This is a genomic window from Streptosporangium vulgare (assembly GCF_042428775.1).
In the GTDB taxonomy this organism is placed as follows: domain Bacteria; phylum Actinomycetota; class Actinomycetes; order Streptosporangiales; family Streptosporangiaceae; genus Streptosporangium; species Streptosporangium vulgare.
In genome coordinates this window covers 249,721-264,450 of sequence record NZ_JBHMBS010000005.1, presented here as the reverse complement: position 1 = coordinate 264,450, position 14,730 = coordinate 249,721, and the positions used below count along the sequence as shown (strand labels likewise).

10 protein-coding genes are annotated in these 14,730 nt (G+C 72.4%); 7 read left to right on the top strand and 3 right to left on the bottom strand.

The features are described from left to right. Window positions 1-71: 71 nt before the first annotated feature. The 3 genes from ACFFRH_RS13195 to ACFFRH_RS13185 form a co-directional block, all read right to left on the bottom strand. On the bottom strand, window positions 72-788 hold the full coding sequence (locus ACFFRH_RS13195) for an MgtC/SapB family protein (protein ID WP_386156497.1): 717 nt from the start codon (window positions 786-788) through the stop codon (window positions 72-74). Between the two features lie 241 nt (window positions 789-1,029). Next, entirely contained in the window at window positions 1,030-1,302 is a 273-nt protein-coding gene (locus ACFFRH_RS13190; RefSeq protein ID WP_344747237.1) for a hypothetical protein, read from the bottom strand. 306 nt (window positions 1,303-1,608) lie between these two features. Continuing rightward, complete coding sequence (locus ACFFRH_RS13185) at window positions 1,609-5,127, bottom strand: S8 family serine peptidase (protein WP_386156493.1); 3,519 nt, start codon at window positions 5,125-5,127, stop codon at window positions 1,609-1,611. Between the two features lie 356 nt (window positions 5,128-5,483). Here ACFFRH_RS13185 and ACFFRH_RS13180 point away from each other — a divergent pair, with 356 nt between their 5' ends. The 7 genes from ACFFRH_RS13180 to ACFFRH_RS13150 all read left to right on the top strand — a co-directional run bounded on the left by ACFFRH_RS13180 (window position 5,484) and on the right by ACFFRH_RS13150 (window position 14,631). Continuing rightward, window positions 5,484-6,455 carry an alpha/beta hydrolase gene (locus ACFFRH_RS13180; RefSeq protein ID WP_344747233.1) on the top strand — a complete coding sequence of 324 codons (972 nt, stop codon included), beginning with the start codon at window positions 5,484-5,486 and terminating at the stop codon, window positions 6,453-6,455. A 305-nt stretch (window positions 6,456-6,760) separates the two neighbouring features. After that, window positions 6,761-8,818 (top strand): N-acetylneuraminate synthase family protein, encoded by a 2,058-nt coding sequence (locus tag ACFFRH_RS13175; RefSeq protein WP_386156490.1) that lies wholly within the window; start codon window positions 6,761-6,763, stop codon window positions 8,816-8,818. Between the two features lie 61 nt (window positions 8,819-8,879). Then, window positions 8,880-9,806, top strand: a complete 927-nt coding sequence (locus ACFFRH_RS13170; RefSeq protein ID WP_386156487.1) for a glycosyltransferase family 2 protein — start codon at window positions 8,880-8,882, stop codon at window positions 9,804-9,806. Next, on the top strand, window positions 9,806-11,095 hold the full coding sequence (locus ACFFRH_RS13165) for a polysialyltransferase family glycosyltransferase (RefSeq protein ID WP_386156484.1): 1,290 nt from the start codon (window positions 9,806-9,808) through the stop codon (window positions 11,093-11,095). Before ACFFRH_RS13170 ends, ACFFRH_RS13165 begins: the two co-directional genes overlap by 1 nt. Window positions 11,096-11,173: 78 nt before the next feature. Continuing rightward, entirely contained in the window at window positions 11,174-12,895 is a 1,722-nt protein-coding gene (locus tag ACFFRH_RS13160; RefSeq protein WP_386156481.1) for a serine hydrolase domain-containing protein, read from the top strand. A gap of 6 nt (window positions 12,896-12,901) precedes the next feature. Then, window positions 12,902-13,576, top strand: coding sequence for a response regulator transcription factor (locus ACFFRH_RS13155; protein ID WP_386156479.1), 675 nt, complete (start codon window positions 12,902-12,904; stop codon window positions 13,574-13,576). Then, window positions 13,573-14,631: a HAMP domain-containing sensor histidine kinase gene (locus ACFFRH_RS13150; RefSeq protein WP_386156477.1), complete on the top strand. Its 1,059-nt coding sequence runs from the start codon at window positions 13,573-13,575 to the stop codon at window positions 14,629-14,631. The genes ACFFRH_RS13155 and ACFFRH_RS13150 overlap by 4 nt, the downstream gene beginning before the upstream one ends. The last annotated feature ends 99 nt before the right edge of the window (window positions 14,632-14,730 follow it).

Sequence of the window (14,730 nt, the reverse complement as noted above, 5' to 3'; positions counted from 1 at the left end):
GATGAACTCCGGCCGGTCGGCGACGACGCCCCGCGCGGCCCCGACCTCGGTGCGCCATGTGTCGGCGTCTCTCAGCGCACCACCGTGTTGGCGTCCCGGCTCACCACGGCGAGCACCCCGTCGATCTCGGAGAGCGCCGTGGTGAGCTCCGTGATCGAGCCGGCGCCGTGCACGGTGAGCCAGAGCGAGACGGTCGCCGGGCTCCGCTCCTCGTGGCGCTGGTCGACGGAGAGCTCGTCCACGCCGAATCCCCGGTGCGTGCATTCGGCCAGTGCCAGCCGCAGCACGCCCCGCCCGTCGAGATAGGTCAGCTGGAGCCGCGAGGGCGCGTACTTGGAGCGGGGGAGCCGGTCGGCCAGCGGTGTGAGGACGAAAACCGTCGCGAAGTATCCCACGGTCACGACGATCGCCAGCAGCCACAGCCCGGCCCCGGCCGCCATGCCCACCCCGGCGGTGAGCCAGATCGCCGCGGCGGTGGTGAGGCCGCGGACCGCGTCACCGCGGACGAATATCAGACCCGCGCCGATGAAGCCGATGCCGGACACGATCTGGGCGGCCACCCGGGACGGATCGAGGGCGACGTTCTTTCCCAGGACGTCGTAGAAACCGTACTTCGACACCAGCATCATCAGGGCGGCGGCGAAGCCGACCAGGGTGTGGGTGCGCAGGCCCGCGCTCTTCAGGCGGACCTCCCGCTCAAGGCCGATCACGGCCGAGAGCACGAAGGCGAGGCACAGCGCCCCCACCTGTGCCCAGCCCTGTCCGGCGAGGTCACCGAGAGGTGCCATCATCCCCACCCCCACCCCCGGCCCTGGCCCTGGCCTCGGTGAAGGCGTCCCCCGTCTCCGTACCCGTTCCCGGTCTCGGCCGGGCCTGGCCTGGCAGAGATTCCGGTGGTTCCGGTGGTTCCGGTGCTGTCCCGGACGCCCGTCCGGGAGCTCGGGCGGCGGGAAAACCCGGGCCTGACATCCAGGGTCCCGTGCCGGGCGTTCGCGATCCCGTACTCGGCGTTCGTGATCCCGTACCCGGCTACGCGGCCTCGGCGGCCAGCCCGGCCTGCCGCAGGGCGGGGAAGCGCCGCTGTTCCGACAGGTAGTGGCCGAATCCGACGACGAGCGCGACGGGCCATTCGATGACTCCCAACGCTCCCAGAGCGCCCAGCACCCCGTAGAAGACCAGCCGGTCCGGCGACGGCAGGGTCAACGTGCCGATCACCGGCACGGTGATGTGCGGCGGCAGCTGTTCCCTGTTCGCCGGGACATGTGTCCTGCCGTTCGAGGCGGTGGTGGTTGTCCTGGCCATGGCGGCCTCCACGAATCACGACACACCCCGCCAATCCCCGGCTCAGCACGACCCGTAACACCGTTTGACCAGGACTTTGCCCGCCCGCCCAGCCACCCCAAGGCCACCGGTCCACCGGGCCGCTGAGCCGCAGGGCCGCGAGGCCACTGGACCGCAGGGCCACAGGGCCACAGGGCCACAGGCCCAGCGGACCGGCCCGCGCGGGCCCCGGTGACCCGCGGACCACCGGGAGACGAGCACGGCCCGTCCCGCGGGGAAGGCGGGACGGGCCGTCTGGTCGCCGGGTCGTCGGCGGGGTTCAGGCCGCTACGGGGTGGCCTTGTCGGGGCGCTCGGAGATGCGGATGCTGTTGAGCACGGTGTCGCCGGTCCGCTTGGCGAACCGCACGTTGAGCTGGCCGTCGGTGACCTTCACCGTGTACTGCCGGGTGGTGGCGACGTACGCGCCGGTCTCCAGGGCGAGGTCCAGCGCGGGGATCGCCAGCTGGCCCTCGACGATGACGTCGAAGACACGCTGGCCCTCACGCTTGCCCCGGGTCTCGGCGAAGCCCAGCTCGACGGCGTAGGTGCCGTTGGGCACCTGGTCGAACCGGTACTCCAGCATCCCCTCGCGGACGCTCCTGAACAGCGCCTGCTCGGTGGTGCCGGTGATCGCCTTGCTCGTCGTGTTCGTCTTGGTGCTGGTGCCGACGTAGCCGTGACCGCCGGTGCTGTGCTTGCGGTCCGCGGTCCAGCGGTCGCCCGCGCTGTCGACGACGTCCTTGGTACCGCCCACCTCGACGGCGACCTGGTGCTTGGGCACCACGACGGTCACGGCGATCTCGATCTGCGGGTTACGGCCGCTCGCCGAGCGGACCAGCAGCTTGCCGGTGCGTACGGTGCCCGGCGGGACACCCGCGCTGGAGGCGGTCACCTTCAGCGTCACCGACTTGCCCTTGGCGAGCTCGCCGGTGGCGGGGGTCACGCTCAACCAGCCCTGGGCGGGGTCGGTCACCACGGTGTAGGCCGTGGTGACACCCAGGTTGGACAGTTCGACCGTGCCCGTCCTGGTGGTCTCCGCCGGTTGCACCAGGGTCAGCTCGGCGACCGAGGCCGTCACCCGGCCGGTGGCCAGCGCGGTGTCGGCCCTGGTCACGGCTCCGGCGGTGATGGTGACCTCCTGGGTGAAGGTCCCGTAGTTCTCCTTGGAGACCTCGACCCGGTAGTCGCCCAGCAGGATCTGCCCGAGGAACCTGCCGTCCGCCCCGGTGGTGAAGGTCGCCACGTCGCCGACCTTCACCGTCGCGCCCGCCAGCGGCTCGCCGTCGTTGGCGTCGGTGACGACGCCGGTCAGCAGCCCGTGCCGGCTCGCGGTGAAGGTGAGGCTCTGGCCGTCGCCGATCGCGGCGCTGTTGAAGGAGTACTGCAGAGCGTCGGTGCCGTCGGCGTTCTCGATGCCCACCGTGGCACCGATCCCGGCGTCGCGCTCGCTGTCGATGCTGTCGTAGCGGTATCCGACCGACCCGTTCTCGCCGAGCAGCGCCGAGAACGAGACCCGCTGGGTGGCGTCGGCGTAGAAGCGGGCGTTGCGCCACTCGACGACGAAGGTCCGGTTCGGCGCGGTCCCGACGGTGGCGGTGTAGACGCCGGACTGGTCGTCCAGCACGAGGTCGTCCCAGAAGGCGTAGAGCGCCGCGTTGGGCGCGGCGGAGGCGGGCAGCGTCACGTTGCCCGCCAGGGCGGCGCTCTCCCTGAAGGCGAGGAACCCGTTGGTGCTCACCCAGGCACCGGTGTAGCCGGTGCCGTAGAACGGGAAGGTGAACGGCAGCGCGATCTGCTGGACCGCGTCGTCGCCGGTGAGCGTGCTCTTGGCGGTGCCCGCGACGTACGCCTCCGCGGCGCTGTCACAGGTGTAGCCGAAGGAGTCGGCGCGGCGCGGCAGGTCGACGTCCTTGGCCAGGTCGCCGACCACCGTGATCGGCACGGTGAGCTCTCCCGCGCACCGGGAGCCGGGGGTGACCTTCAGCTGGTAGTCGCCGTCGGGCAGCGTGAGCCGGTACCGGCCCGCCGCGTCGGCGACCGCGCTGACCGGGGTGCCCACCGCGGTCAGCGTGGCACCCGGCTCGGGGGCGCCCGCGGCGGTGACCGTGCCGGAGACCGTGCCCGAGGACAGCTGAGTCACCGACACGTCCTGGGTGGCCTCCTGGTCGGACACGACGGTGACGGTCGCGGTGGCGTCGGCGTACCCGAACTTCTTCACGGTGAGCCGGTAGTCGCCCGCGAGCAGGCGGGGCAGCGCGTACGTCCCGTCCTGGGCGGTGGTGGTCGTGCGGTTCAGCGGCCCGGTGACGGTGACGCTCGCCGCGGCGAGCGGCGTGCCGCCGGAGGTGACGGTGCCGCCCAGCCCGCCGAGCTCACCGGCGGGGGTGGCCTGGACCGCCGCGAACGCGTCGAGCCTGCCCTCGCCCCAGATGTTGTTGTCCGCGGCGGTGCCGCCGCAGCGCGTGTCGTCGACGTCGATCGCGGTCCGGTCGAGCAGTTCCCGCGTGGTGGCGATGTCGCCCAGCAGGGCCGGCGAGGCCGACCACATCAGCGCGACGGTGGCCGCCAGGTGCGGCGCGGCCATCGACGTGCCGGAGTTGGACCCGTAGCCGCCGTTGGTCACGGACGAGCGCACGTTCACACCGGGTGCCGCGAGGTTGGGCTTGATCTCGCCGTTCTCGCCGGTGCCCCGGGTGGAGAAGGTCGCGATCGTGTTGTTGACGTCGAACGCGCCCGCGCTGTAGCTGGCGACGTACTGGCCGGGCGAGCCGCTGGAGTTGCAGCCCGCGTTCGTGACGTTGCCGTTGGAGAAGACGGGGAAGATGCCCGCCGCGATCCACGCCTCGACGGTCTCCTTGTACCAGGGGTCGAAGCCGCCGCCGCCCCAGGAGTTGTTGACGACGTGCGGCGCCAGGTCGGGACGCGGGTTGCCGCCGTCCAGGTCGGTGGGCGCGAGCACCCACTGACCGGCGGCGAGCAGCGAGGCGTCCGAGCAGGTGTTGGACTCGCAGCCCTTGACGGCGATCCACTTCGCGCCGGGGGCGACGCCGATCGTGTTGGCGCCGCCGTCGTCGCCCACCATGGTGCCCATGGTGTGGGTGCCGTGGCCGTTGTTGTCGCACGGCGCGGTGCCGGAGCAGATGCCGGCCGGGTCGAACCAGTTGTAGTCGTGGTCGACGGTGCCGTCGGCGCTCCTGCCGCGGTACTTGGCGGCGAGCGCGGGGTGGTCGAACTGCACGCCGGTGTCGATGTTGGCCACGACGATGCCCTCGCCGCGGACGCCGAGCTCGTTCCAGACCCGGGGGGCGTTGACACGGTCGATGTTCCACTCGATCGCGTCGACCTTCGCCACCTCCTTACCGGGCAGCGGCTCGGGCAGCTTGGTGACCTGGCTGGGCGTGATCCGCTCCACCTCGGGCCGCTTGGCGATCTCCTCGGCCAGCTTGGCGTTGCCGGTCACCTGGATGGCGTTCGCGATCCAGAAGGGGGTGAAGTCGACGCTCTCGGCGGTGAGGAATTCACGCAGGCCCGCCTGCGAGGAGGCGGCGAGCTCGGTCTTGGCCCGGAAGACCTGCGCGGCCTTCTCGGTCTTGGTCTTCGCCCTGCGAGCCGCGCCGAGGTCGGCGTCGCTGCTCAGGCGTACCCAGAAGGTGGCCTTGTCGTCGACGGCCAGGTCCGCGAGGACAGTCTTGTCGATCTTGTCTGGGTCGGGTGCGGCCTGGGCCACTCCCTGAGGAAGCACGAGCATCAGGGCGGTGGCGATCCCGATCAGGACCGATCGCCGGTGTCGAGGGGTGTTTGACACACGATCTCCTTCACTCCGGGCGGGAGTTTCCCGCCGGGCAGAGCGCCGTGGGATGCACACGATCTTTACAACCCACGTGGAGAATCCTGAATAGACCTTGTGTAATTTTCAAGCTTTCGGGTTATTGAAACGCCATATGTCACCAGAATTAACATGAACGGACCGGCCTAAATGGCGAGCCGCACGGCCATGAGAACTCCCCTTCCAGCACACCGAGCCGCTCCGAGCCACGCCGGGCCGTTCCGGACCACCTCCGGGCCGCTTCGGGCTGCTTCGGGCCGCCCCGGGTGCTCCGCTACGAGCCGGTACGGCATGTGGGCTTCACGCGATCAACGAGACACGGGAGGATTGGCGGCGTGAACCGCACCGCTGTACGTCTCGGAGTGCTCCTGCTGGCCGCCGTCGCGGTCGTGGCGGTGCTGCTCGCCCTGCTGCCCCCGTCCTCCACCGGCACGTACGGGGAGGAGGGCGGGGAGAACGCCCGGGCCTCCGCCGTCGCGGTGAAGAAGCTGGGCGAGCGCGACCACGAGCTCACCGTCACCTCCGCCGCGCTCGGCCGCGAGGGCAGGGTCAGGGTCCTGCTGCCCCAGGGGTGGACGCCGGGCTCGGGCCCGTGGCCGGTGCTGTACCTGCTGAACGGCTGCTGCCAGTCCGGCTACGACACCTGGGTGACCAAGGGAGGCGCCGCGGAGCTCACCTCGGGCTACCCCGCGCTCGTGGTCATCCCCGAGAGCGGCCCCGTCGGTTTCTACTCCGACTGGCGTGAGGGCCCCGGCTGGGAGACCTTCCACCTCACCGAGGTGCGGACCGTCCTGGAGCGCGACTACGGCGCCGGGGACCGGCGGGCGGTGGCGGGACTGTCCATGGGCGGGTTCGGGGCGATGTCGTACGCGGCCCGCCACCCCGGCATGTTCCAGGCGGCGGCCTCCTTCTCCGGGGTGCTGCACACCCGCGACGGCAACGGCGGCGTCGACTGGCTGCTCGGGCAGTACGGCGAGGAGTCCGTGAAGCTCTGGGGCCCTCCGCAGGACCCGGAGTGGGCCGCCCACAACCCGGCCGACCTCACCGGCGCGCTGCGCGGGACGCGCCTCTTCGTCTCCAGCGGCGACGGCTCCCCCGGCCCGCTGGACGACGCCTCCGAGGCGCGGGACGAGGGCGAGGCCTCCCTGCTCCTGCAGGCCGTCACCTTCGTCGAGCGGGCCAAGGCGAACGGCGCCGACGTGGCCGTCGACTTCTACGGCCCCGGCACCCACTCCTGGCCCTACTGGCGCCGCGGCCTCGAACGCTCGCTCCCCATGCTCATGGGCTCCATCGGCGCGGCCGTCTGAGAACCGGCGGCGCCCCGGACCTGCGCTCCCGGACCCGCGCGTCCAAGCCGCCCCTCCCGGACCGGCGCACCCGAACCGGCGTACGCCCGGACCAGCACCCCCGGACCGGCGTGCGCCCCGGACCCGCGCACCCGGACCCGCGCCCCGAACCGGCGCGCGCCCGAGCAGGGGCTCCCGGTCGCGCGGAAAGTTAAGACGGGCGACTCTGGACGTTCAGCTCAGACACCCCTTTCCGGTCACCCCCATGGCTAGGTTCCTATGACACCCCAGCTCAGGGGCGTTCGCCGTATGTCTGAGGAGCCACCTTGCGAGTCCTGGCCGTTGTCCCCGCCCGTGGAGGTTCGGTGGGGGTCCCCCTGAAGAACCTGGCCGCGGTGGGCGGCAGTCCCCTGGTCGCCCGTGCGGTACGAGCCTGCGTGCGCGCCGAGCTGGTCGACGAGGTCGTGGTCAGCACCGACCACGACGGCATCGCCGAGGTGGCCCGCGCCGCGGGCGCGACCGTGATCGACCGGCCGGGAGAGCTGAGCGGCGCGACCGCCTCCAGCGAGTCCGCCGTGCTGCACGCGCTCGACCACCTGTCCGAGGTCCCCGACGTGGTCATCCTGGTGCAGTGCACCAGCGCGTTCATCGACCCCGCCGACCTGGACAGCGCGATCGCGAAGGTCCTGGACGGCAGCGCCGACGTGGTGTTCTCCGGGCTGGAGACGCACGAGTTCCTGTGGAGCGCGAGCGGCGCGGGCGTCAACCACGACCCGTCCCACCGTCCCCGCCGCCAGGACCGCGAGCCGAACTTCCGCGAGACCGGCGCGTTCTACGTGATGCGCACCGAGGGCCTGCGCGAGCACGGCCACCGCTTCTTCGGCGCCGTCGCCGTGCAGCAGGTGCCCTCGCGCCACGCCATCGAGGTCGACACCCCCGAGGACCTGGAGATCGTACGGGCGCTCGCGCCCTTCGTCGACGAGCCCGAGCCGATCGACGTGGACGCGGTGATCACCGACTTCGACGGCGTGCACACCGACGACCGCGCCTACGTCGACCAGGACGGCCGCGAGATGGTCGCGGTCAGCCGCTCCGACGGCATGGGCATCTCGCTGCTGCGCCGCTCCGGCGTCAAGCTGATGATCATGTCCACCGAGCACAACCCGGTGGTCGCGGCCCGCGCCCGCAAGCTCGGCGTGCCCGTCCTGCAGGGCCTCACCGACAAGCGGACCGTGCTGCGTGACTGGCTCGCCATCGAGGGGATCGACCCGGCCCGCGTCGCGTACGTCGGCAACGACGTCAACGACCTGGGCCCGATGAGCGACGTCGGCTGGCCCGTCACGGTCCCCGACGCCCACCCCAAGGTCCGTGCCGCCGCCAGGACCGTGCTGACCAGGGCCGGAGGGGCCGGGGCCGTACGGGAGCTGTGCGACCGGGTCCTCGCGGCCCGCCCGCTGGAGGAGGTCGTCACCGCTCCCGCGCCCCGCGCCGAGCTGCGGCTCACCCCGGTCGCCAAGCCCGTCCAGATCGGCGACGCGCTGGTCGGCACCGGCCAGCCGGTCTACATGATCGCCGAGATCGGCATCAACCACAACGGCGACCTGGACATCGCGCGCAGGCTGATCGACGTGGCCGCCGAGGCGGGCTGCCAGGCGGTCAAGTTCCAGAAGCGCACGCCGGAGATCTGCGTGCCGCTGGAGCAGCGCGACCAGATCCGGCAGACGCCGTGGGGCGAGATGACCTACATGGAGTACAAGATCAGGACCGAGTTCGGCCTGAAGGAGTACACCGAGATCGCCAAGCACTGCCGGGAGCGCGGCCTGGACTGGTTCGCCTCCCCGTGGGACGTGCCCTCGGTGGAGTTCCTGGAGTCGATGGACGTGGTCACCCACAAGATCGCCTCCGCGAGCGTGACCGACCTGGAGCTGCTGCGCGCGCTCGCCTCCACCGGCAAGCCGCTCATCCTGTCCACCGGCATGTCCACGCTGGAGGAGATCGACCAGGCGGTGGAGATCCTCGGCACCTCCAAGCTGGTGATGATGCACGCCACCTCCACCTACCCGCTCCCTCCCGAGGAGGCCAACCTCCGCGCGATCGTCACCCTCCAGGAGCGGTACGGCGTGCCGGTCGGCTACTCCGGTCACGAGCGCGGCCTGCAGATCTCGCTCGCGGCGGTGACCCTGGGCGCGGTGACCGTGGAGCGGCACATCACGCTCGACCGCACCATGTGGGGCTCCGACCACGCGGCCTCGCTGGAGCCGTCCGGGCTGGAGCACCTGGTCCGCGACATCCGGATCATCGAGACCGCCCTGGGCGACGGCGTCAAGCGGGTCTTCCCCGGCGAGGAGGCGCCCAAGTCGCGCCTGCGCCGCGTCACCGTGTGACCCTCCCGATCGGGAGGCCGCCTCACCGTACGAACCTCTGATCGGGAATGGGAAGAACAACTTGATCAAGCTGTCCGTCGTCGTCCCGGTGCGGGACGCGGAGGCCTACATCGGTGACGCGCTGACCTCGCTGGTCAGGAACGCGCGCCGGGACTTCGAGTTCATCGTGGTGGACGACGGATCCGCTGACGCGACCGGGCAGATCGTCGAGGACTTCCGCGACGACCTGCCCGGTCTGGTCGTGCTGCACAACGACGCGCCGGTCGGGCTGGCCGACGCGCGTAACCTCGGGGTCTCGCTGGCCTCCGGCCGCTACCTGACGTTCATGGACGGCGACGACTGGCTCGCGCCCGGCTACCTGGGAGACCTGGTGGGGGCGATCGAGCGGCTCGGCTGCGACTTCGTCCGGGTCGACCACGTCCAGGCCGAGGGCAGGAAGCGGGTGATCCACCGGGCGCCGCTCGCCACCCGGGAGGTGGTGCTGAAGCCGCGCGACCACATCCTGCCCGCCCGGTCGAAGACCATGGTCGACTACCCGTACGCCTGGGCGGGGATCTACCGCCGCGACCTCGGCGAGCTGCTGACCTTCCCCGGGCACCTGCACACCGCCGAGGACAGGCCGTGGATCTGGCGGCTGCACCGCGCCGCGGGTTCGTTCGCGGTGGTGTCGCTGGCCGGGCTGTTCTACCGGCGGATGGTGGCGGGCTCGCTGACGCGGATCGGAGACGCCAGGCAGCTGCACTTCTTCGACGCCTTCGACCTGGTCTTCGAGGACCTGGAGGAGGAGTTCGTCCCCAAGGCGGTGCGCATGTTCCGCGCGCTGCTCGCCCACCACCTGGAGACGGGCGAGCGGTTCTCCCCCGAGCTGCGCGCCCGCTTCGAGGAGCGCGGCGCCGCGACCCTGAGGCGGTTCCCCGCGGACCTGCTCGCCGAGACGCGCCTGGACCCGGAACGCGACCAGATCCTGCAGAGACTCCTGGAGGGCTGATGACGCAGCTGTTCTACGCCTCGACCCTGTTCGGCGCGATGACGCTCGCGGCGGCGATCGACGACGGCCGCTTCGGCCCGCGCGAGGGGCGCCGGATCCTGCTGGTCTCCAACAACGCGGCCATCCCGGAGATCACCCCGTCCCTGGACGAGACCCCCGGGTTCGCCGCGCTGCGCCCGCGCTTCGACGAGGTCCACTCGTGGAACGAGATCGTCGCCCCGCTGCACCCCTCGGACTGGAAGGCCCGCGTCATCGAGGTGCCGATGCTGAGCCGCCTGGTCGGCTCGTATCTGTCCCTGGGAGACGGGCCCGCCGAGCTGATCCTGGAGTCCGTCGCGGTCCCCCCGGCCAGGACGCTGGGAGGGCTGGTCAAGGACTGCCCGATCTCGGTCTACTCCGACGGCCTGATGAGCTACGGCCCGACCCGCGACCCGCTGCCGCTGGAGATCTCCGGCCGGATCACCCGCCTGCTCCACCTCGACCTGGTCCCCGGCCTGACGCCGCTGCTGCTGTCGGAGTACGGGGTCCCCGCCGAGACCGTCCCCGGCGCGGCCTTCCTCGACGTGATCGGAAGCGTCGGCGGGAGGGCCGGCGACGCGGCCCCGGGCCGGGCGATGATCCTCGGGCAGTACCTGTCGGCCCTCGACCTCGTCACCCCCGAGGAGGAGGCGCGGCTGCACGCCGACATGCTGCGCGGCCTCGCCGCCCGGGGGTTTCGCGAGGTGCTGTTCAAGCCCCACCCGGCCGCGGGGCGCGAGCACGCCCGGCGGCTGCGCGAGACGGCCGCCGAGCTGGGCGTCGGGCTGGACGTGGTGGCGGAGACCGTACCCGCCGAGTCGTGCTTCGCCGAGCTGCGGCCCGAGCTCGTGGTCGGCTGCTTCTCCACCGCCCTGATCACCGCGAGCCGCTACTTCGGGCTCCCGGTGGCGACGGTGGGCGGCGAGCTGGTCCTGGAGCGGCTCACCCCGTACGAGAACAGCAACCGGATCCCGGCCACCGTCACCGACGCCCTGCTGCCGCGCCTGTCGGCGGACGGCTCGCTGGAGGAACCGCCGCCGGTGGACCTTCCCGCCCTGGTGAGAGCGGTCGGCTACTGCATGCAGGCCGAGGTGTATCCGGGGCTGCGCGACAGCGCCGCCGCCTATCTGGAGGAGCACGGCCCCGCCCGCTACTTCAAGCGCCAGCGCCTCGGCGCCCTCGACCTGGTCTCCCCCCGGGCCTCCGCCGTCGCCCGGGAGCGGAGTCCCCTGGGCAGGCTCCGCGACCGCCTTTCCAGGGCGTTCCCATAAACCCCCGCCCCCGGGGAGCGCGCACGGCCGCGGAGCCGTTCACATCAGGTTTGCGGGCGGGGTCCTAGCTTCGCCCTCATGCGAAACCTCTTTCCAGCGATCGCGGCCGTCGTGCTGACGGCGACCCTGGCCGCGTGCGGCGCGAACCCGGGCGGCCCGCGTCCGCGGCGGGCCGCGGACGTCCCCGCGACGCGGTGCGACCACCGGTTGGACACCGCGTTCCGCGCGTGGGCCGGGGCCGGGTTCAGCGGCTCGATCGCGATCACGAAGGGCGGCCGGGTCGAGTGCCTCGCCGCCTACGGCACGGCCGACGAGGCCACCGGAAGACCGAACACCCCGGAGACGGTGTTCAGCATCGGATCGGTCACCAAGGCGTTCACCGCGGCGGCCGTGTTCGCCCTGGTGGAGGAGGGAAAACTGTCGCTCGACGACCGGGCGGGGCGGATCCTGCCCGAGCTGGACGGCGCCGCGGCCAAGGCGACGGTCAGGCAGCTGCTGCTGCACACCGGCGGGCTCAACGGCTCGCACGCCGGCGACGACTACGAGCCACTCGGCCGGGACGCCGCGCTGGCGGCGATCGGCGCGCTGGAGCCGGCCTTCGAGCCCGGCCGCGGCTACCTGTACTCCAACGCCGGCTACACGTTGCTCGCGCTCGTCGTCGAGAAGGCGTCCGGCCTGAGTTTCCGCGCCTACCTGGCGTCGAGGATCCTGCGGCTGCCCGGCGGACGGGGCGCGGGAGGATTCTGGGACGGTGAGCCGGCCGTGGCCGGCCCCCGGGCCGTCGGCCGCCTCGGCAACGGCACGGCCGGCCACCCGGGGGGTTTCGGCGGGCCGTACTGGGCCGTGGAGGGCAACGGCGGCCTCGCCATGACCATGCGAGACCTGGCGGCCTGGACACACGCGCTGTTCACCGGGCGGCTGCTCTCCCGCGAGTCGGCCGCGGCCATCGGCAGGCCGGGGCACGACCTGGGCGGCGGCAGGTCCGAGACCCCGGGCTGGGTGGCGTTCGACGAGTCGCTGTTCGGCGAACCGTTCCTGACCACGGCCGGGGGCGGTGGCGAGGTCGGCCACAACACCACCGTCGCGTGGATCCCCGGGCAGGAGCGGGTGGTCGCGATAGCGGCCAACAGGCCGGAGGTGAGCGCCGAGGACCTGTTGCGGGCGGTGGGCCCGGCCCTGCTCACCGGCGGCCCGCTACCCACCCCCACCGTCGCGCCCCGCGACGGCGCCGACGGCGCCGACGGCGGCGCTGCCGCCGACGTCGCCGCTATCGTCGGATCGTACGAGCTGGAGACGGGGGGTTCCTTCGACGTGAGCGCGGCCGCCGGCAAGATAACGGTCTCCGCCACCGGCCCCGACGCCGTCACGGCGCTGTTCCCGCCGGGCGGGTCCAGCGCCCTCGACCAGCGCGGGCACGACGAGCGCGTGCTGGCGCTGCTCGCCGGCGAGACTCAGGAGGGCCGCAAGGAGCGGGCGTCCCTCACCGCCGCCTTCGGGCCCCTGCGCGGCGTCGCCCTGGCAGGCACCGTGACCGGCGGCGGCGAGGTGCGCACCTACGTCACCATCACCGCGGGAACCCGGCCGGTCCTCGGCTGGTACAGCGTGAACGAGCGAGGGGGCGTCCAGGCGGCCGAGGTCCCCACCGAACCCCCGAGGCTCACCTTCGTCCCCTCCGGAGACGGCCGCTACGTCCCCGACGACCCGACCGGCGCCGGACCGGGGGTGAGCCTCTCCCTCCGGGACCGGAACCTGGTCGTCTCCCGGGCGGACGGGACGTCGACCGCCCGGCGAACCGGCTGACGCGCCGTGCGCATCCTGATCGTCGAGGACGACCCCGACCTGGCCGAGCTGGTCGCCCTCGGCCTGCGCAACGAGTCGTACGCGGTCGACCTGGCGGCGACCTGCCAGGAGGCGGAGGAGGCGCTGGGGACCACGGCCTACGACGTGGCCTGCTTCGACCTCTCCCTGCCCGACGGTGACGGGCTCGACCTCGTGCGCCGGCTCGGCCGTGATCCCGGCCTGCACCGGCCCCGGCGCACGCTCGTGCTGACCGCCCGCGACGCCGTCGCCGACCGGGTGGCCGGGCTGGACGCCGGTGCCGACGACTATCTCGTCAAGCCGTTCCACTTCACCGAGCTCGTCGCCCGGCTGCGCGCGCTGGGCCGGCGCGGCGACGACCACGGATCGATCCTGCGGTTCGGCGAGCTGACGCTCGACCTGACCGCCCACCGGGTCTGGCGATCCGATGTCGAGCTCGCTCTCACCTCGCGCGAGTACGCGATGCTGCGCTACTTCATGCAGCGCCCCGGTGCGACGCTCTCCGCCGAGGACCTGCTGGAGCACGTGTGGGACGCGCACGCCAACCCGTTCACCGCCTCGGTACGGGTCATCCTCAGCCGGTTGCGCAGGAAGCTCGGCGACCCTCCCCTCATCGTCACGATCACCAACGTCGGCTACCGGCTGGGGAGGCCGCCGTCATGACCCGTCCCTGGCGGTCGCTGCGCGGGCGCCTGGCCGTGCTCGGATTCCTCGCGATCTACCTGCCGGTCCTGCTGCTGTTCGGTGTGATCCTGGTGACCGACACCGAGACGACCCTCCAGACGTTCGACGGTGCGGAGATCGTCCGGAGCACCTCCACGCACAGGTCGGCGTGGGTCAGCTGGACCATCCTCGCGCTCGCTCCGGCCGCCGCCGCGCTCGCCTGGTGGTGGGCGGGCCGGGCGACGGCGCCGATCGAGCGGATCCGCGCCGCGGCCGACGACATCGGCGGAACCGACCTGAGCCGGCGTATCGCCCTTGACCGCGGGCCTGCCGAGGTCGTGGCGCTGGCCGCCTCCTTCGACGCCATGCTCGACCGGCTGGAGCAGGCCGCCGCGACGCAGTGGCGGCTGATCGACGAGACCAGCCACGAGCTGCGCGTACCCCTGTCGGTGCTGATGACCAACGCCGAGGTGCTCCTCGATCACCCCGCGCCCACCGTCGAGATCTACCGGCGAGGGCTGCAACGCTCGCGGGCGGCGTCCGAACGGCTCCGGACGACGATCGACCACCTGCTGGTCGACGCCCGCGCGCGGGCCCGCGCCGTCGACCGGCGACCGGCCGACCTGATGGCCCTGGTACGCGACGTCGTCGAGCACGCCGGCGTGCTGGCGGCCGGGAAGGAGATCGGCCTGTCGGTCACCGGCCCGCCCGTCGCAGTGTGCTCCGTCGACGAGCCCACCATGAGCCGCGCGATCTCCAACCTCGTCGACAACGCGATCAGGTACGCCCCGGCCGGATCGAGGGTGGAGATCGACGTCGAGGTCACCGGCACCGAGGCCGCGGTGACCGTGACCGACCACGGCCCCGGCGTCCCGGACGGCGAACGGGAACACGTCTTCCAGCGCTTCTGGCGCGGCCGGCGTGACGTCCCCGGCACCGGGCTCGGCCTGCCGATCGCCCGGCAGATCGCGCTGGCCCACGGCGGCGACCTCACGCTGAGCCCTTCCCGGCCCGAAGGCGACGGCTGTGCCTTCCGGCTCACCCTGCACCGCTGACCGTTTCGAGGACGGCCCCCGGGCTCCGCGCACCGGGGGCCGGGGCCGGGGGCCGTTCCCGGCCGGACGCCCTGGGACGTTCCGGCCGGACACCTCGAA

Bases quoted from the DNA above. Each gene is read 5' to 3' on its own strand.
- ACFFRH_RS13195 (WP_386156497.1), bottom strand. From the start codon at position 788: ATGGCACCTCTCGGTGACCTCGCCGGACAGGGCTGGGCACAGGTGGGG.
- ACFFRH_RS13190 (WP_344747237.1), bottom strand. From the start codon at position 1,302: ATGGCCAGGACAACCACCACCGCCTCGAACGGCAGGACACATGTCCCG.
- ACFFRH_RS13165 (WP_386156484.1), top strand. From the start codon at position 9,806: ATGACGCAGCTGTTCTACGCCTCGACCCTGTTCGGCGCGATGACGCTC.
- ACFFRH_RS13160 (WP_386156481.1), top strand. From the start codon at position 11,174: ATGCGAAACCTCTTTCCAGCGATCGCGGCCGTCGTGCTGACGGCGACC.
- ACFFRH_RS13150 (WP_386156477.1), top strand. From the start codon at position 13,573: ATGACCCGTCCCTGGCGGTCGCTGCGCGGGCGCCTGGCCGTGCTCGGA.